The following is a 17,886-nucleotide window of genomic DNA, read 5'->3' as shown; positions in this document are numbered from 1 at the left end:
CTGGTCTCCCCTCAGTCCATGTGGTGCTGGGCCAGGTGCAACGCGACGCCGAGCGACCGGATGTCCGGACGGGCCGCGGGATCGGCCGCGAGAGCGGCGTCGACCACGGTCGCGATCTCACCGGGAACGGCGGGCTCCCACCTCCGCAACGGCGGCGGCGCGGTGGCATGCGGTACGCGACCGGTGAGAACGAGATGCGCGATCGCCGCCACCTGGCGCACGTCGGTCCACGGTCCAGGGCCTGCTGCGCCACGCCTGCGCTGCTCGGGAGTCTGGTACTCGCCGGGGTTCTCGCCCGCGCGGCCCGCCTGCGCGGCGAGCCCGAGGTCACGGAGCACGATTCGCCCGTCGTCACGCGCGATGAGCGCGGCCGGAGACAGCGCGCGATGCGCGCGGCCCCGATCGTGGAGTGCGCCGAGCGAGTCGCACAACCCGGCGAGACCGGTACACCATCGGGAGGTTTGGCCGTGGTCCCGCCCGGTGCCGTCGCCGAGCACCTGGTGCAGGCTGTCGCTCGGCCGACCGGAACGCTCGCCGGGCCACCGGGTCACCAGCGTGGTGGTGCGGTCGTCGCGGTGGAACTGCAGTGGCGCGTCCGGCAGGTACTCACGCAGGAGCGCGTACTCGTCCACCAACGTCCGGCCCGCTCCGCCGCCGTCCCGGTCGTCGATCTGCCGGAACCAGCCGAACCCGGGCGGCCGTCCCCGCACCGAACTGACTCTGGCTCGCCGGCACACGGCTCCACCGCCGGCCGCGAATTCCTCGGCCACCATGTGGTCGTGGACGAGATAGGTGAGATCACCGACCGACACCTCCACGCCGGCGCCGAACACCGGCACGGGGTCACGAGTCGTTACGACGTGGACTTTCGGAGAATTCTCGTGCAGGTGAACATCCCCGCCGATGATTCCCGCCTGGAGGACATTCCCGTGCACATCTCCGTGCACGACGTGACCGTCATCCGTTCGCGCCGATTCGCTTTGTCGTTCCACGCCACCGCTCACACTCGCCGGGAGATGAAAGTGCTCAGACTAACCGCCCTGTGGGGACACCCGGACCCGGCCCGGTAATCCGCCGCATAAAACCTGTTCAGGCCGGAGATGGCATGCTGCCGCACGCGTCCTGACCACACATGGATTTGTTCTGGATGTGACTCCGGCACGTTCCACATTGCCACGAAGGTCCGACGAGAACTCGTCTTTCATTTCCCCGGCCGTGACTTTCCGTGACAGCAATACCCGATAGAAATACTTTGGGTGACCGGGCTATGGTCTTCCGCACTCGTGAACAGGGTTGTCGCGAGCGGAATTCTTGTGAGGGAGCCACATGGCGAACCAGATGGATCCGTACTCCCCGAGACCGGCAATGCGGCGGCGACCGGACGCGTCCAGTTCGATGTCCGTGCTATTGGGATTGCCCGCTTTCCTGTGCAGTCTCGCCGTGGTGGCCCTGGCGGGTTCCTACATTCTGCCGGACATACCCTGGCTGATACCCGTGCTGTGGATATCCTCTGGTGCGGTGTTGTTCGTGCCGTCGGTCGAGACGACCGTGTCCCGCTTGATGTTCAGGGTGCGACCGCCGGGGCCGGACGAGATGAACCACCTCAGGCAGCCCTGGCAGTCGGTGTGCCAGGCAGCGGGGGTCGCCCCCGGCAGGTTCGTGTTGATGGTGGAGGACTCCCACGAGCTCAACGCCTTCGCCGCGGGTGGGCGGACAGTGGCGGTCACCCAGACGTCCCTGCGGCTGCCGCCGAAACAGCTGGAAGCCGTGCTCGCGCACGAACTCGGGCACCACCTGTCCGGACATCCGACGGTGAGCATCCTGTCGTGGTGGTACGCGCTGCCTGCCCGTGGAGCCGCGTTCCTGGCCCGGATCGCGGTGCGGTTCATCCTGGCCGTGGCGGACGCGTTCGCCCGGTTCGGCGGCGGCACGGGTGCACTCGTGGCGTTGCTGCTCAGCCTCGTCGTCCTGACCATGCTGGCGTTCGTCGGTTTCTGGCTCCTCCTGATCCCGCTCACCGCGCCGCTCCTCGCCTGGGCGAGCCGCATCGGTGAACTTCGCGCGGACCGCACGGCGGCCGAGCTCGGCTACGGCCCGCATCTCGTCGAGGTCCTGCACCGGTGGATCGCGGCCGACGGCCGGCGTCAGGAGTCCGTCAAGGCTCGGATGCTCGCCACGCACCCGTCACCCACCGACCGGATCCACCGCCTCCACGGTCTGCGGCGCTGAGAACTAGGCCAGGCTGTTCTCGCGCACCAGCGCCGCGATCGCGACGGCGAGCGCGATCGCGGCGGGGACCAGCATGCTCAGGGTGCCGTCGGGGAACACCACCAGCGCCACCGGCACCGCGACGGCCGCGACCGCGAGCAGGCGGCTGCGTTCGTACCGGGCGAGGGCCAGCAGGCCGACGGTGATGAGCACGGGTTCGAGCAGTCCTGGCGACCACGCGCCCAGCACCGTGGCGGCACCGGTCACCAGGCAGCCGACGCTGACCGCCGCCGCCGTGCGGCGCCAGGGGCCGAGAACGACGTACGCCGCGCCGGTCAGGGCGCCGAGCCCGAGCAGCGGCAATCCGACGGCCGGGATCATCCCTTCCGGGTCGGCGATCGCGTCGGCCATCCCCGCCACGATGTAACAGGTGGGCACGGCCAGTCCTCCGGCGACCGCCAGGGCCACGTGGGTACGCACCGGACCGCCCGCCCGGCGAGCGCGGAACGCGTACCAGGCCACGGTTCCGACCAGTGTCACGGCGATCAGCACCGTCCACGGCCAGTCCCGGAGCTGGGATCCCACCGGCGACTCGGCGACCGACACCCCCACCACGGTCTGCGTGATCTGGAACGACCCCGGGGTGTAGGCGAACCAGCCGTGGTCGGCAGGTGCCGTCACGGTTTCCCAGCCGAGCAGCGTGAGCAACCCGAAACCCAGCAGCACCAACGGAAACCAGTACCCGCGCCGACCACCCATTCGAGGGAGGCTAGCGCACGGGCGGGCGGTGGGGAGGAGTGCTGTCGGCAGCCGGCCTCCTGGCGCGCCACCAGGCGGCGACCGGGCGTTCCACGAAGCGGTGCACCAGCCACGCCACACCGATCACCGCCGCGGTCACCACGCACACCAGCACCGTCGGCGGGAGGATCCCCCGCAGCCGGGACAGCACCGGTGCGCCCAGATCCATGTGCAGCAGGTACAGCGGGTAGGTCGTCGACCCCAGCACCACCAGCCACCGGCCCCGCAACCACGACAACCAGCCCAGTGCCACGGCCGCGACCAGGGCGAAGCACACCGCCATCAGCACGACCGCCGGCCAGCGTGACACGACCTCGCCGTGGTGGGCCTCCAGTCCGGCGCGGAACCGGGCCGAGGGCACCGAGAGCACGAACGACGCCCCGACGATCCCCCACGTCGTGATCGTCGGCCGGAAGCCGTACATCAGGTAGCAGCCCACACCGCCGACGAACAGGGGGGCGTGGTCGGTCATGAGCGCGGTGTGGACCAGGACGTCGGAGTCCGGCACCGCGACCTTGGCGAACGCCACCGCGCCCAGCCACACCACGCAGAACCCGACGACCCGCCGGTACGTGAGGCCCCACAGGACGACCAACGAGAACAGCAGGTAGAACCGCAGCTCCGCCCACAGCGTCCAGTACACCTCGGCGACCGAGGACACCCCGACCGCGTCCTGGAACATGGTCAGGTTGACCAGCGTGCTCCCCCACCCGTCCGGCCGCTGCCACCACGGCCACACGGTCGTCACGGCCGCGACCACCACGACGGACAGCCAGTACGCGGGGTAGAGCCGGACCGCCCGCGACGCCAGGAACGACCCGGCGCCGCGGCCCCAGGCGCTCATGCCGATCACGAACCCGCTGATCAGGAAGAACAGGTAGACACCCAGCCACCCGTACGCGAAGGTCTGCCTCGGGAACAGCTCGACGGCCGGTCGCTGCCAGACCCGGTCCATCGTCGTGAAGTGGTACGCGAGGACCGCCATCGCGGCGAGGAACCGCAGGCCGTCGAGCACCTCGAGACGAGGACCCGCCGCGCCGCGGGACGCGGGCGCCCTCGCGTCGGGCACCGTGCCGGGCACCGTGTCGTGTGCCATCCCCCCGCCTTCCGCGCCGACGACAGCTGTCCACTACACGTGGGCAGGCCGCGTGCGGTTCAGCGCGCACGGTGTCAGCGGCGGCGGGTCCTCGGCGCCGGCGCGGGCAGGGCCCGGCGGTCCACTTTGCCGTTCGCGGTGGCGGGCAGCTCGGGCAGCGACACGTACCGCAGCGGCACCATGTGGTCGGGCAGGTAGGTGGCGAGGTGTGCGCGCAGCTCCTTGTCCGACGGGTCCGCACCCGGTTCCGGCACCACGTAGGCCACCAGTGCCGGGGTCGCGCCCAGGTCGGTGCGGAGCAGCACGGCCGAGTTCGCGACCGCGGCGTGGCGGTTCAGCACCGACTCGATCTCGCTCAGTTCCACGCGCTGGCCGCGGATCTTGACCTGGGTGTCGATGCGGCCCACGTAGTTCAGGTGCCCCTCCGGTGACCACCACACCTCGTCACCGGTGCGGTACACGCGTTCCCGCCTGCCCGCGACCTCGACGTGCGGGAACCGCTCCGCCGTCAGGTCCGGCCGGGACGCGTACCCGCGAGCCAGGCAGTGTCCACCCAGGACCAGCTCACCGGGCACCCCGATCGGCGCCAGGTCACCGGTCTCGTCGAGCACGTACGCCGCCACGTTCGCGATCGGGCGGCCGATCGGCACCCCGTCGGCGGGCTCCGGGTGGCGGCACGGCCACGCCGTCACGTCGATCGCCGCCTCGGTCGGGCCGTACAGGTTGTGCACCTCGACAGCGGGCAACGCGGCCGTCAGCTTGTTCACCACCTTCGGTGGCAGGGCCTCGCCGCTGCAGATGACGCGCCGCAGCGACACGCACCGCGCCACCTCGTCCTCCGCGACGAACAGCGCGAGCATCGACGGTACGAAGTGGACAGTCGTGACCCGCTCGCGCACGATCAGCTCGACCAGCTCCTGCGGGTCGCGGTGCGCCTCCGGCGGCGCCACCACCAGCCGCGCACCGGCCGCGAACGCCCACAGCAGCTCCCACACCGACACGTCGAACGTGTACGGCGTCTTGTGCAGCACCACGTCGTCCGCACCGAGCCGGTACTCGTCCCGCATCCACGCGAGCCGGTTCGCGAGGCTCGCGTGCGTCATCTCCACACCTTTGGGCTGCCCGGTCGAGCCGGACGTGAAGATCACGTACGCCAGGCCGTCGACCGAGGTGGAGAAGTCCCGCCACGACAGCGGATCGCCCTGCGCACGCAGCGGGCGGACCGGTACGGCGGAGTCGGCGAACACCGGCGCGGCGGCCGGGCTCACCAGTACCAGCTCGGCACCGGCCGTCGCGAGCATCAGGTCCAGCCGCGCCTGGGGATGCGCGGGGTCGAGCGGCAGGTACGCGGCCCCGGCCAGCAGGATGCCGAGGACCGCGGCCACCATGTCTCCGGAGCGTTCCGTGCACAGCGCGACGACCGCGCCCGGCCCGACGCCCTCGCTCCGCAGACGGCCCGCGACCACCGCGGCGTCGGCCATGAGCTGCCGGTAGGTGCGCTCGCCGGACGCGTCGCGCAACGCCACCGCGTCCGGGGTCGCCATGGCCTGACGGCGGATCAGCTCGTGCACCGGGACCCGCGGTGGCGTGCCGAGCGGCGGGTTGAACGCGAGGAGGGCCGACCGTTCGACCGGCCCGACGACCCGGCACGCGCCGACGGGCAAGCCCGCGCGGAGGCCGTCGAGCAGGGTCGCGAGGCGTTCGGTCGTGTGCTCCGGCCACTCGAAGCGGAACCCGAGCGTGTGCGGCCCGAGGTCGGCGACCGTCGCGTCGGACCCGAACACGACGTCGGGAGGTGCCGTGGCCGGGCGGAAACCGTCGACCACCTCGGCGAGGGTGCTGCCCGGTCGGACGGTCACCGACACCGTGCGGTCGGGCAGCGCGACCGTCACGGTGTCCCGTCGCTCGAGCCGGTGCACCAGGACCGCCGCGGCAGCGGCGGCCGTCGCCGTGTCGATGGTGGCCGTGTCGACGGTGGCCGTGTCGATGGTGGCTGTGTCCATGGCGGTCATGCCCGCGCCTCCGTGAGCTGTGCGGCCAGCGTGCGTGGTGTCGGCGACGACGCCAGGTCGCCGACCGGCACCGTGACGCCGAACGTGCGCTGGACGCGCGACACCATCCTGATGAACAGCAACGACTCCCCGCCCGCCGCGTAGAAGCTCGTGTCGGCGTCGATGTCGGGGTCGCCGAGCATCGACCGCCACAGCGTGAGCACCTGGTCGAGAACGGGGTCCGGGGCGGGCGCCTCGGGCACCGCCGCCGGGGTGGCGGGTGCCGCGTCGAGCCAGTGGCGGGTCCGCGCGAACGGGTACGTCGGCAACGTGACGCGGGCCGCCCGCACGCCGCGCGCCGCGGCCCAGTCGACCGGAACACCGAGGGACCACAGGGTTCCCGCGGCCGCGGCGACGTCCCGGGCGCCGGACCGGCGCGGCTGTACGGCCACGGTGGCGGCGTCGGCGGCGATCTGCCGCGCCGAGCCGGTGAGGGCGGTGCCAGGGCCTACCTCGACGAACACGACCGGGCCCCGCGCGGCGGCGGTGGTGATCGCGGCGAGGAAGTCGACCGGGCGGCGCAGCTGCTCCGGCCAGTACCCGGCGTCACGCACCTGCCCACGCGGCAGCACCGCGCCCGTCACACTGCTGATCACGTCGATCTTCCTGGGCTGGTGCGTCACCGGCACGGCCGCCAGTCCGTCGGACGCGCCGGACATCATGCGGGAGTGGAACGCCCTGGTCGCGGGCATCGCGCGGTGCGTGATCCCGGCCACGTCGAGCCTGGCACGCAGGGCGGCCAGGGCCGCGACCGGTCCCGCGACGACGGTGACGTCCGGCGCGTTGACGGCCGCGACGTCCAGGTCGCCATCCAGGCCACCGCCCGTGTCACCGCCCAGGTGCGCCTCGACCTCGGCGCGTGCCGCCATCACGACGAGCATCCCGCCCTCGGGTGCCTCCTGCATGAGCCGGCCGCGGGTGGCGACGAGCCGCAGCGCGTCGGTCAGGTCCAGCTCGCCCGCGAGGCACGCGGCGGCCAGCTCGCCGACCGAGTGCCCGACGAGCGCGGACGGCAGCACACCCCAGGACATCAGCAGCCTGCCGAACGCGTAGGAGTGCAGCAGCAGCGCGGGCTGGGTGATGTCGGTGCGGTGCACCAGGTTCCGCGGGTCGGCGCCCACCAGCACGTCCCGCAGGTCGATGCCGGTCAGGTCCCGCAGGTGCTCGGCGCCGCGGTCGATGTCCGCGCGGAACGAGGGGTACCGGTCGTACGGTTCCGCCGACATCCCCGCCGCTTCCGCGCCTTGGCCGGGCAGCAGGAACACGACCTTGGGGCGCCGCAACCGTTCCCGGCCCCGTCCCTTGCGGAGGGCCTTGACCGCGGCGGGCACGTCGGCGGCGGTGACCGCGAGCCGGTGCGGGAAGTGCCTGCGGTGCGACTGCAGGGTCAGCGCCACGTCGTGCAGGTCCAGCTCGTCGTGCAGGTGCTCGGCGAGCCGGTCCGCCGACTCCCGCAACGCCTCCGGTGTCCGGGCCGAGACGGTCAGGACCGCCTCCCGGGAGTCCACATCAGACGCTGCCGGCCGGGCCGGGGTGTGCTCCTCCAGTACCACGTGCGCGTTCGTGCCACCGAGACCGAACGAGCTGACGCCGGCCCGGCGCACCCGGCCGTCGTCCCACGCCCGGCCGGCCGGGTCGACGGTGAACGGCGTCGACCCGTCCAGCAGCTCGGGCCGCGGCTGCTTCAGCGCCGCCAGCGGCGGGATCTGTCCGAAGTGGAGCGCCAGCGCGGCCTTGATCAACCCCGTGACCCCGGCCGCCGCGTCCAGGTGACCGATGTTCGCCTTCACCGAGCCCAGCGAGCAGGCGGCCGCCGCGCCGAACACCTCGGCGAGCGCGGCCAGCTCGATCGCGTCGCCCATCTCGGTCGCCGTGCCGTGGGCCTCGACGTAGCCGACGGACGCGGGATCCACCCCGGCCGCGGCGTACGCCCTGGCGAGCACGTCGACCTGGCCCGCCATGCCCGGCGCGGTGTAGCCGACCTTGGCGCCGCCGTCGTTGTTGATGGCCGAGCCCTTGATCACCGCGTAGACGGTGTCGCCGTCGCGGGTCGCGTCCGCGAGCCGTTTCATGGCGACCAGCGCGACGCCGTTGCCCGGCACCGTGCCGCCCGCGCCCGCGTCGAACGGCCGGCACGCCCCGTCCGGTGACGTGATCCCCTTCGGCTCGAAGGTGTAGCCCGCCTGTTGCGGCACGGCGACGCACGCGCCGCCGGCCAGCACCACGTCCGCGTCACCGGACCGCAGGCTCTGGCACGCGAGGTGCACGGCGACGAGCGAGGTGGAGCACGCGGTCTGCACGGTGACGGCGGGGCCGCCGAGGTCGAGCCGGTAGGCGAGCTTCGCCGCCAGGTGGTCCTTCTCGTTGCCCAGCACCACCGACAGCAGGCCGTGCGTGTCGACGACCTCCGGTCGCGCCAGGACGTGGTTGAGCAGGTAGTAGTTGAACCCGGCGCCGGCGAACACGCCGACGCGGCCGAACGGTGCGTCACCGGTCAGGTTGGCCGACTCGAGCGCCTCCCACGCGGTCTGCAGCAGCAGCCGGTGCTGCGGGTCCATGATCGCGGCCTCTTTCGGTGGGATGCCGAAGAAGTCCGCGTCGAACCGGTCCGGGTCGGCGATGGTGCCGCGGGCGGGTACGTAGGCCGGGTCGTCGAGGGTCTCCTCGGCCACCCCGGCCGCGACCAGCTCGCCGCGGGTCAGCTCGGTGATCGTGACCCGGCCGGCCGAGATGTTCGACCACAGCTGCTCCACGGTCGTGGCGCCGGGCCAGCGGCCGGCCATGCCGACTATCGCGATGTCACTGCTGTCTGTCATGAGTGTGTTCCTGCCAGGTGCTGGGTGAGCGACTGCACGGTCGGGAAGCGGTACAGGTCGGTGAGGGGCAGCGGCCGGCCGCCGAGCCCCCGCTGGATCAGCTTGCGGGCGACGGCGAGGCTGAGGCTGTCGCCGCCGACGTCGAAGAAGCCCTCGTCGAGGTCGAAGTCGTCGGTGCCGAGCGCCTCGGTCCAGGCGTCGACGATCACGGTTTCGACGTCGAGAGCGGGGGCTCGCTCGGCGACCGCGTCCGGAGTGGACGGTGTGGCGGCGAGCGCGCGGAGGTCGACCTTCCCGTTGCGGTCCAACGGGAACTCGGTCACGGTGAACCACTGCTGGGGACGCGCGTAGGGGGCGAGCCCCCCTTCGGCGGCCGTCCGCGCGGCGGGCACCGGGTCCGTGCCGGGCTCGGCCTTCACCGCGGCGCACAGCCGCTTGGCGGCCGGTTCGTCACCCGCGAGGAAGACGACCACGTCGAGGACGCCGGGTTGGTCCCGGATCCGCCGTTCGACGTCGGCCAGCTCGACGCGGTGCCCGGCGATCTTGACCTGTTTGTCGTTGCGCCCGAGGAAACGCAGCCGCCCGGCGGCGTCCCAGCGGACGAGGTCACCGGTCCGGTACCCGTCGGTCCCGAACGCGGCGGCGGTGCGTTCGGCGTCGGCGAGGTACCCGTCGGCGCGGCCGGGCCCGGCCGCCAGCAGTTCGCCGACCGCACCGGGCGGCACGAGCCTGCCCGCCCGGTCCACGACCCGGAGGGTGGTGCCGTGCACCGGCGTGCCGATCGGCAGCGGGTCGGGCACCGCGGACGCGTGGTCGAGGTCGAAGGTCGTGGTGAACGTCGTGTTCTCGGTCGGGCCGTAGCCGTTGGTGACGCGCAGGCCGGGACAGTGCTCGAGGACCCGGCGCACGTGCGGCGGCGACACGACCCCGCCGCCGGTGAACACCTGACGCAGGCCCACGAACGCGTCGGGCCGGTGCTCGGCGACGAGGTGGAAGACGCCGGACGTCAGCCACAGGTGGGTGACACCGCTGCCACGCAGGAAGTCCGCGAGCCCTTGCGGCGTGGGGTCGCCGGGCGGGTGGACGCGGACGGCGTGCCCGCTCGCGAGGGGGACGAGCAGTTCGAGGGTGGACGCGTCGAACGCCATCGGCGCGAGCCGCAGGAAGGACATGCCGTCCCGGTCGGCGAACAGGTTCGGGTCGGCCGCGAGCCGCAGCACCGCGCGGTGCGGGATGACGACGCCCTTCGGCGTACCGGTGGACCCCGAGGTGAACGACACGTAGGCGACACCGGCGGGGTCGGGGGTGTGCGGTGGCGGCTCGCAGGCCGCCGTGGCCGGGCAGTCCGGGATGTGTGTCCACTCCGGCTCCGCCGGGCGATCCGCGATGCGGGCCCTCGGGGTCGCGGCCCGCGCGAGGTGGGCGCGCTGCTCGGCCGTCGCCGTGCGGTCGACCGCCACGTAGGCCGCGCCGATCCGCGCGATGCCCAGCACCGCGACCGCTTCCGCGACCGAGCGGGTCACGTCCAGCAGGACCCGGTCGCCGGCACCCACCCCGCACGCGTGCAGTGCGGCGGCCTGCGCGAGCGCCCGGTCGTGCAGCTGCCCGTAGGTCAGGCTCTCGTGCTCGTCGGTGACGGCCGGTGCGTCCGGGGTCGCGGCGGCGTGGCGGACGAAGGCGCTCCACAGGTCGTCGGCGGTGGCGAACTCGCCACCCGCGCCCAGCTCCCGCAGACGCGCGGCCTGCGCGGCGGACAGACCCGTCACGTCGTCGACCCTGGCCGCGGTGGCCAGCTCCACGAGCACGGCTTCGAACGACGACGCCAGCTCCCCCGCGTCGGCCGCGGTCAGCACCGAGGTCGCGTACTCCAGTGCGAACCGGGGCCGCGCCGACCACGTGCGCAGGTACAGCAACGCGTCGAACACCGCGCCTGCGCAGTGCCCCTCGTGGAGGTGCCACGGCCCCACGGTGGACGGCACCAGCTCGTGGTGGGCCGCGAAACCGAACTGTGCCACCGGGTTGTGCCCCGTGTCGCCGGTGTGGCCGAGCGCGGCGACGACGTCCTCGAACGGCAGGTCCGCATCGGCAACGGCGTCGGCCATCGCCGCCGCCGACGCACGGACGAACGCGGTCGGCGCGCCGTCGCCCGCGATCCGGCACCGCACCGGCACCACCCGCGTGTACAACCCGACGATCCCGTCCATGCCGGCCTCGAACCGCCCGGCCGCGGGGACGCCGAGCACGAGGTCGGCCGCTCCGGCGCGGCGCGCCACGGTGAGCGACCACGCCGCGAGCAGCACCGTCGGAACGGTCGCCGACGCCTGCCGGGCCAGGGTTTCCGCCGCGGTCGCGGCCGCCTGCGACAGCGTGAACACCAGCCGGGCACCCCGGCCGTCGGCCTCCACGACCGGCGGCAGGTCCGTGGGCAGCGTCAGCTCGGCCGGTGCGCCGTCGAGCCGCGCGGTCACCCTGGCGAGCGCCGCGTCCCGGGACCCCGACACCGCCGCGAGCCGGGTCCCGATCCACTCCGGACTCGGCGCCGCACCGAGGTCGGCACCCGCGTACAGGTCCGCGAACTCGCGCAGCAGCACGCCGACGCTCCAGCCGTCGGCGAGGACGTGGTGCACGAGCACGGTCACGGTCGCGTCCGTGTGCGCGAACACCACCGGCGGCGCCTCGAACGGGCGCAGCAGGGTCGCACTGTCCCGGCCGTACAGGTCGTGGACCGCGGCGACGGCGTCCACCCCGGCAGGCAACGACAGCGACACCAGGCGAGGCTCGTGCGGCGCGGGCAGCACGACCCGGCCGGCCCCGTCGGCTCCGTGCGTGAACATGGTGCGCAGCGACTCGTGCCTGGCCACGAGCGCACGCAGCGCGGCCCGCGTCCGGCCGAGGTCGAATGGTGTGCCGCCCACGCCGGTGGCGAGGGTGAACATCAGGTGGTACGCCTGGTCCTGTCCGGACACGTGTGCCGCGAGCATCCCTTTCTGACCGGGCAACAGGTCCCGCCGCCCTGGACCGGCGGCGACCGCCGGCGCGGAACCGGTGAAGCCGGCGGCCGCGGCGAGGACCTCGCCGAGCGGACGGCCGGACAGCACGCCCGCGATGTCGGCGTCCTTGCCGAGGTGCCGCTGTCCCGCCGCGACGAGGCCGATGGCCTGCAGCGAGGTGCCGCCGAGCGCGACGAACGACCGGGTGTGCAGCGCCGATTCGTCGACGGGGACGCCGAGCGCGGCGGTGATGAGGGGGAGCCAGGTGTCGCGCATCAGACCTTCGCCACCGGGCGGTCGGCGGGTACGGTTCTGGCCACCGCGATGAGGTCGGCGAACCGCGGGTTCTCCAGCACGTGCCCGAACATGACCGCGCGGTTCAGCTCTTCACGGACCAGTGTGGACAGTCGCAGCGCGGACAGCGAGTGCCCGCCGAGGTCGAAGAAGTCGTCGTGCTCGTCGATCTCGTCGACGCCGAGCACCTCCATCCACAGCTGCGCGAACTCGGCTTCCCAGTCCTGCTTCGTGATGTCCTGCATCAGATCTGCCTTCCATTGCCTGGCGCGTCGACGTAGTGCCGGGTCGGCGCGAACGGGTAGGTGGGTGCGGGTACGCGGCGGCCGGTCCCGGTGGCGGGGTCCCACTCCCCCGCCATGCCCAGCTCCCAGAGCCTGCCGACGACGGTGAGGAGCCGGGCGTGCCGGTTGACGGGCAGGTCGACGGTCTCGCCGGGGAGGTGGAGGGTGACCGCGGTGCCGACTTCGACCCACGGCCCGTCGGGTACCTCGGGAACGTCGTGCTCGGGCATCGTGACGGCGACGCGGCCGAGGCCTTCTTCGATGGTCAGCTCCCCCGCCACGCACGCGGCCGCGGGACCGGTCCCGAGGACGGCCGACGGTGCGACGCCGTGGGCGCGCAGCGAGGCCGCGAGCCCGACAGCCGCGAGGAACCGCTCCATCGCCTCGGTCCGCTCGACGCCTGCTGCCCGCAGGTGGGTGGTCCCGGTGTCCACGACCGCGCGGTACACCGGGTCGGCGTCGTAGTTGGGGCGGTTGCCGGTCACCTCACCGGCGCCGGTCACCACGAACGGCACGCCGGGCGCACCGGCCGCGCGCACCGGTGCCCGGTGTGGTTCGCCCGCCACGAACGTCGCCCGCCACGGCAGCGTGGCCCGGCCTTCCCGCAGGGTCCAGGCGAGGTCGCCGAGGTCGTGCGCCGCGGCGTCCGCGACGAACGCGGCGACTCGGTCGAGGCTGTCGCGGGCCGCCTGCTCGGTCTTCGCTGACACCGTGATCAGCTCCGGGAAACGCCTGCGCCGGGCGGGTTTCGCCGCGGGCGCCTCCTCGACGACGACGTGCGCGTTGGTGCCGCCGATGCCGAAGGCGCTGACCCCGCCGCGGCGCACGCCGTCGATCGGGTCCCACGCCTTGGCCGAGGACGGCACCCACAGCGCCGACTCGTCCAGCTCGAGCGCCGGGTTCGGCGCGGTGAAGTGCGCGACCGGCGGGATCGTGCGGTGCCGCAGCGCGAGCGCCATCCTGATCAGGCCGACCACCCCGGCCGCGGTGTCGAGGTGCCCGACGTTCGACTTGAGCGCGGTCAGCGCGAGCGGCGCCCGGCCGGGCGTGTCGAACACCTGGCGCAGGGCCGCGACCTCGATGGGGTCGCCGAGTGCGGTGCCGGTGCCGTGCGTCTCGACCAGACCGATCGTGGCCGGGTCGATGCCGGCGATCTCGAGCGCGGTCGTGATCACCGTCGCCTGCCCGGACGGGCCCGGCGCGGTGAAGCCCGCCTTGCGGGCGCCGTCGTTGTTCACGGCCGACCCGGCGATCACCGCGTGGATCGGGTCGCCGTCGTACAGCGCGTCCTCGAGCCGTTTGAGGACGACCATGCCCGCGCCGTCCGCGGGGACCGTGCCCGCCGCGTCGCGGTCGAACGCGCGGCAGCGGCCGTCGGGCGAGAAGATGCCACCCGGCTCGTGCAGGTGCCCGCGCCGGGTCGGCGGTGCGATCGTGGCACCACCCGCGAGCGCGAGGTCGGCGTCGTAGGTGAGCAGGCTCTGCACCGCGAGGTGGACGGCGACGAGCGACGTCGAGCACGCGGTCTGCGTGGTGAGCGCCGGGCCCTGGAGGTTCAGCTTGTAGCCGATACGGGTGGCCGCGTAGTCCTTGTCGCTCCCGATGACCAGCCCGAACCCGCCCGCCGCCTTGAGCACGCGCTCGTTCGGCCACAGGTTGTCCAGCAAGTACACGTTCATGCCGGTGCCCGCGAACACCGCCGTGCGGTTGCCGTCCTTGGCGACGGGTGCGTGACCGGCGTGTTCCAGGGCGCTCCACGCGCACTCGAGCAGCACCCGCTGCTGGGGGTCCATGAGCGCGGCGTCCTGCGGCGAGTAGCTGAACAGCCGGTGGTCGAAGCGGTCCGCGCCATCGACCACACCGCGGGCGGGCACGTAGCCGGGCTGGTCGGCCAGCTCGTCCGGGACGCCCCACGCACGCAGCTCGTCGCGGCCGAAGAAGCTGATCGAGTCGACACCGTCGGCCATGTTCTGCCAGAAGCGGTCCAGGTCGCGGTCCGCGCCCGGGACGCGCAGCGCCATCCCGACGATCGCGACCTTGCCGCTGTCCTGCTCAGCCACGGTCGGCTCCTGCCCTTCTGCGTCGGCCGGCCAGCATGGCGCGGCCGGTCCTGCGGTCCTGTGCGCGTGCGGCCGGGACCACCGCGGCCGTGGGCCGGAAGTGCGCGGCGCAGGCCGCGACCGTGCCGGACCGGAAGAGGTCGGTGACCGAGATGTCGAGGCCGTCGGCCGCCATCCGTTCCTGAGCGGTGATCAGCGCGAAGCTGTGGCCGCCGAGGTCGAAGAAGTTGTCGTGCAGGCCGACGTCGTCGTTCGCGAGGACGTCGATCCAGATGCGGCGGATGCGTTCCTCGAGCGAGCTGCCGCGCTCGGCGGGCCCGGTTCGGACGGTGACCGGCCGGTGGTCGGCGAGCAGTTTCCGCGCATCGACCTTTCCGTGTGCGGTCAACGGGATCGCGGCCACGGGGACCACTGTGGACGGCACCATGTAACCGGGCAGCACGGTCTGCACGTGGGTACGCAGCGCACGCTCGTCACCCGTGCCGACGACGTAGGCCAGCAGGCGGTCGCCGTCCGGGACCACCGCGCACGCACGCACCTCCGGGTGGCGCAGGAACGCCTGCTCGACCTCGCCGCACTCGACGCGGTGGCCGCGGATCTGGACCTGGCTGTCGTTGCGGCCCAGGTACACCAGCCTGCCGTCGGACAGCTGCCGGACGACGTCACCGGTCTTGTAGACCGTGCCGGGACCGAACGGGTCGGGCCGGAACCGCTCCGCCGTCAGGTCCGGGTTGCCGAGGTAGCCGTGCGCGACCAGCGCACCGCCGATGTACAGCTCGCCAGGGACGCCGGTGCCCGCAGGCTCGAGGTTCTCGTCGAGCACGTAGCAGCGGCCGGACGGCAGCGCGACGCCGATGTCCCCCGGCCGCACGGACGCCAGGCCGGCGGCGGGCACCCGCGTGATCGTCACGTGGACGGTGCCCTCGGTGATGCCGTACATGTTCACGAACTCGGTCCGGAGTCCCGGTGTCACCATCGCGGCGACCCGCGACCACGTCAGCGCCTCGCCGCCGAGCACGACGTACCGCAGTGGTGCGCCGGCGCCTGCCAGGTCCAGGTAGGACGGCAACATCCGGTACAGCGAACCGGGGGTCTGGCTGAGCACGGTGACGCCCTCGTCCCGGACCAGCGCGGCCAGCCGGGCCGGGTCCACGAGGTCTGCCTGGTCGGCGATCACCACGCGGGCGCCGGTGGTGAGCGCGCCCCACAGCTCCCACACGGAGAAGTCGAACGCGAACGAGTGCGCGCACAGCCACACGTCGTCCGCGGTGGTGTCGAGCCCGGCCGGGGTGGGCGTGAACAACGCGTCGACGCCGCCGTGCCCGACCATCACCCCCTTGGGGGCGCCGGTCGACCCGGACGTGTAGATCACGTACGCCAGGTCACCGGGGGACGGGAAGCTGTGCGGCGGGACGGGATCGCCGTCGGCCGCGAACACGTCGAGCAGGGTGGTGTCCTGCCCGGCCGTGAGCTCGTCTGCGAGCACCGAGGTGCCGGGCTCGGTCAGTGTCACCCGGGTCGCCGCGCCCGCGACGATCAGGTCCAGCCGTCCCCTCGGGTACTCCGGGTCGAGCGGCACGTACGCGCCACCCGCCTTCCAGACCCCCAGGATCGCCGCCGCCACCGCCGGGGAGCGGTGCAGCAGCAGGCTGACCCGGTCGCCTCGGGCGACGCCGTTCGCGACGAGTGCGCCCGCGATGCGGTCGGACCACCGGTCCAGCTCCGCGTAGGTGAGCTCGCCGCCCCGGTGGCGGATCGCGGTGGCCGCCGGGTTCCGGTGTGCCTGCTCGACGAACCGCGCCGCCACCGAAGGCGCGACGGGCATCGGCTTGTCCGCGTCGGCGGTGAGCCGCGCCCGTTCCGCCTCGGTGACCATGCCGGGCTCGCCGTCCACAATGGACGAGAGGAACGTGTGGTAGTGCGCGAGCAGCGTCGCCGCGGTGTCCCGTTCGAACAGGTCGGTGCTGAACTCGGCGCGCAGGAACGGGATCTCCGTGGCGACGTCGAGCGTCATGCCGATGTCGAACTTGGTCGCGTCGATCTCCACGTCGACCTCGGTGAGCACCAGGCCGGTCAGCTCCGGGAACGCGAACGGGAAGTTCTGCACGGACAGCGCGGTCTGGAACAGCGGCGCGTGGCTCAGCTCCCGCTCCCCCTCGGTGACCGACATGGTGGCCGCGACGATCTGTTCGAACGGCACGTGCTGCCAGGAGAACGCGGCGAGGGACGCGGCCCGGACCCGGTCCACCAGTTCGGCGAACGACGGGTGGCCGGACAGGTCGACGCGCACCGGGAGCGTGTTGACGAGGCAGCCGACGAGCTGTTCCTCGCCCTCCTCCATCCGGTTCGCGACGGGCACGCCGACCACCACGTCGTCCTGGCCGGTGTGCCTGCCGAGCACGGACGCGTAGGCGGCGAGCGCGACGGTGAACAGCGTGGTGCCGTGCGCGCGGGCCCAGCCGGTGAGCCGGTCGACGAGCTCCGGCGTGACCGGCCTGCGGAGCACCTCGCCCCGGCAGCTCAGCACGCTCGGGCGGGGGTGGTCGGTGGTGATGGCGAGCCGAGGGGCGTTCGCGAGGCTGGCCCGCCAGAAGGCGAGACCGGCCTCGTCGCGACCGGACTCCGCGCGCTGGGCCGCCGCGTAACGCAGGTAGGACCGCGGCTCCTCGTCGTAGGTGGCGCTGTTCCCCGCGACGGCGGCGTTGTACTCGGCGGCGAGGTCGGCGAGCAGGAGGCCGACCGCCCAGCCGTCGCAGGCGATGTGGTGCACGAGGACGGTCAGCGCGTGCTCGTCGGCGCTCCAGCTGCTCAGCCACGCCCGCAGCAGCGGTCCGGCGGTCAGCGAGAAGGGGCGCGCGGCCTCGGTCGCGACGAGGTCGCGCAGCTGGGCCTCCTGGGTCGCGCGGTCCACCCACGGGACGTCCTGGGCGATGACGTCCGGACCGCCGTTCTCGTGCACGTGCTGTTCGAGCACGCCGTCGACGACCGCGAAGGTCGTGCGCAAGGCGTCGTGCCTCGCGACCACCCGCCGCAACGCCGTCGCCAGCGCGTCGGTCCGGAGTGGACCGTCGAGGCGGACGGCGAACGCGACGACGTAGGCGGGGTTGCCCGGCTGCAGCTCGTTGAGGAAGTACAGCCGTTCCTGGGCGAACGACGCCCGACCGGTGAAGACCATGCCTCGAGCTTGGTACGAGCGCGTTCCCGATGGAGGTGGCAGACCTCCGGGACGCCCGGGAAACCTTCCTCGTTCAGCGGGAGGTCACCGGTGTATCCACGGGACCGTGGTATG

General features: G+C 73.0%; 11 protein-coding genes. 2 read left to right on the top strand and 9 right to left on the bottom strand.

The annotated features are described in order from the left end of the window. Nucleotides 1-11: 11 nt before the first annotated feature. Nucleotides 12-710, bottom strand: a complete 699-nt coding sequence (locus FHR82_RS26645; RefSeq protein ID WP_184813199.1) for a protein kinase family protein — start codon at nt 708-710, stop codon at nt 12-14. Between the two features lie 69 nt (nt 711-779). Here FHR82_RS26645 and FHR82_RS26640 point away from each other — a divergent pair, with 69 nt between their 5' ends. Together FHR82_RS26640 and FHR82_RS26635 are read left to right on the top strand one after the other, a co-directional pair. Continuing rightward, nucleotides 780-1,070, top strand: coding sequence for a hypothetical protein (locus FHR82_RS26640; protein WP_184813198.1), 291 nt, complete (start codon nt 780-782; stop codon nt 1,068-1,070). 448 nt (nt 1,071-1,518) lie between these two features. Then, nucleotides 1,519-2,229: a M48 family metalloprotease gene (locus FHR82_RS26635; RefSeq protein WP_311771291.1), complete on the top strand. Its 711-nt coding sequence runs from the start codon at nt 1,519-1,521 to the stop codon at nt 2,227-2,229. Between the two features lie 3 nt (nt 2,230-2,232). Here the strand turns inward: FHR82_RS26635 and FHR82_RS26630 are convergent, their stop codons facing one another. From FHR82_RS26630 to FHR82_RS26595, 8 genes are all read right to left on the bottom strand, one after another. Further along, nucleotides 2,233-2,967: a hypothetical protein gene (locus FHR82_RS26630; protein WP_184813197.1), complete on the bottom strand. Its 735-nt coding sequence runs from the start codon at nt 2,965-2,967 to the stop codon at nt 2,233-2,235. A gap of 10 nt (nt 2,968-2,977) precedes the next feature. Then, nucleotides 2,978-4,102, bottom strand: a complete 1,125-nt coding sequence (locus tag FHR82_RS26625; protein WP_184813196.1) for an acyltransferase family protein — start codon at nt 4,100-4,102, stop codon at nt 2,978-2,980. A gap of 74 nt (nt 4,103-4,176) precedes the next feature. Then, the gene (locus FHR82_RS26620; RefSeq protein ID WP_184813195.1) at nt 4,177-6,114 is read right to left on the bottom strand and encodes an amino acid adenylation domain-containing protein; all 1,938 of its coding nucleotides are present in this window, start codon (nt 6,112-6,114) and stop codon (nt 4,177-4,179) included. Next, the gene (locus tag FHR82_RS26615) at nt 6,111-8,969 is read right to left on the bottom strand and encodes a type I polyketide synthase (protein WP_184813194.1); all 2,859 of its coding nucleotides are present in this window, start codon (nt 8,967-8,969) and stop codon (nt 6,111-6,113) included. Before FHR82_RS26615 ends, FHR82_RS26620 begins: the two co-directional genes overlap by 4 nt. Next, complete coding sequence (locus FHR82_RS26610; protein WP_184813193.1) at nt 8,966-12,235, bottom strand: non-ribosomal peptide synthetase; 3,270 nt, start codon at nt 12,233-12,235, stop codon at nt 8,966-8,968. The genes FHR82_RS26615 and FHR82_RS26610 overlap by 4 nt, the downstream gene beginning before the upstream one ends. After that, nucleotides 12,235-12,498 carry a phosphopantetheine-binding protein gene (locus FHR82_RS26605; RefSeq protein WP_184813192.1) on the bottom strand — a complete coding sequence of 88 codons (264 nt, stop codon included), beginning with the start codon at nt 12,496-12,498 and terminating at the stop codon, nt 12,235-12,237. Before FHR82_RS26605 ends, FHR82_RS26610 begins: the two co-directional genes overlap by 1 nt. After that, nucleotides 12,498-14,597, bottom strand: coding sequence for a type I polyketide synthase (locus FHR82_RS47625; protein ID WP_184813191.1), 2,100 nt, complete (start codon nt 14,595-14,597; stop codon nt 12,498-12,500). The genes FHR82_RS26605 and FHR82_RS47625 overlap by 1 nt, the downstream gene beginning before the upstream one ends. Continuing rightward, nucleotides 14,590-17,772, bottom strand: a complete 3,183-nt coding sequence (locus FHR82_RS26595) for a non-ribosomal peptide synthetase (protein WP_184813190.1) — start codon at nt 17,770-17,772, stop codon at nt 14,590-14,592. Before FHR82_RS26595 ends, FHR82_RS47625 begins: the two co-directional genes overlap by 8 nt. Between the last annotated feature and the right edge of the window lie 114 nt (nt 17,773-17,886).

It is taken from the genome of Actinophytocola algeriensis, assembly GCF_014203735.1.
GTDB lineage: Bacteria > Actinomycetota > Actinomycetes > Mycobacteriales > Pseudonocardiaceae > Actinophytocola > Actinophytocola algeriensis.
The sequence above is the reverse complement of the archived record's forward strand: the minus strand, read 5'-3'. Positions and strand labels throughout refer to the sequence as shown.

What these genes read in the sequence shown, in the direction of transcription:
- FHR82_RS26630 (WP_184813197.1), bottom strand. Translation starts at nt 2,967, where the DNA reads ATGGGTGGTCGGCGCGGGTACTGGTTTCCGTTGGTGCTGCTGGGTTTC.
- FHR82_RS26625 (WP_184813196.1), bottom strand. Translation starts at nt 4,102, where the DNA reads ATGGCACACGACACGGTGCCCGGCACGGTGCCCGACGCGAGGGCGCCC.
- FHR82_RS26620 (WP_184813195.1), bottom strand. Translation starts at nt 6,114, where the DNA reads ATGACCGCCATGGACACAGCCACCATCGACACGGCCACCGTCGACACG.
- FHR82_RS26615 (WP_184813194.1), bottom strand. Translation starts at nt 8,969, where the DNA reads ATGACAGACAGCAGTGACATCGCGATAGTCGGCATGGCCGGCCGCTGG.
- FHR82_RS26610 (WP_184813193.1), bottom strand. Translation starts at nt 12,235, where the DNA reads ATGCGCGACACCTGGCTCCCCCTCATCACCGCCGCGCTCGGCGTCCCC.
- FHR82_RS26605 (WP_184813192.1), bottom strand. Translation starts at nt 12,498, where the DNA reads ATGCAGGACATCACGAAGCAGGACTGGGAAGCCGAGTTCGCGCAGCTG.
- FHR82_RS26595 (WP_184813190.1), bottom strand. Translation starts at nt 17,772, where the DNA reads ATGGTCTTCACCGGTCGGGCGTCGTTCGCCCAGGAACGGCTGTACTTC.